General features: G+C 65.7%; 1 pseudogene. It reads right to left on the reverse strand.

From position 1 onward, the window contains the following. Positions 1–5: 5 nt before the first annotated feature. Positions 6–254 (reverse strand): annotated as a pseudogene (locus ACLQ2W_RS34035) (hypothetical protein); the annotation flags it as partial.

The raw sequence follows: 254 nt of genomic DNA on the forward strand, positions 1-254 counted from the left end.
CTGTCTCAGCTGTTCCAGTGCTTGTTGACCAGGTCGGTGGCCTGCTTCTCCCACTGCGCGTACGCATCCGGGTAGGCGGACACCTGCACGGTCTGCGCGGCCTTGGTCACCGGCATGTCCTGCCAGCCGTCGACCTGCTTCAACCCCTTCAGGAACGCCAGGGTCGCGTACTCCGGGTCGGTGATCTGCTCCGGGGTGCCCCACCCACTGGAGGGGCGCTGCTGGAACAGGCCCAGCGAGTCGTGGTCATTCTT

The sequence above is a fragment of the Micromonospora sp. DT227 genome (genome assembly GCF_049841835.1).
Lineage (GTDB): Bacteria > Actinomycetota > Actinomycetes > Mycobacteriales > Micromonosporaceae > Micromonospora.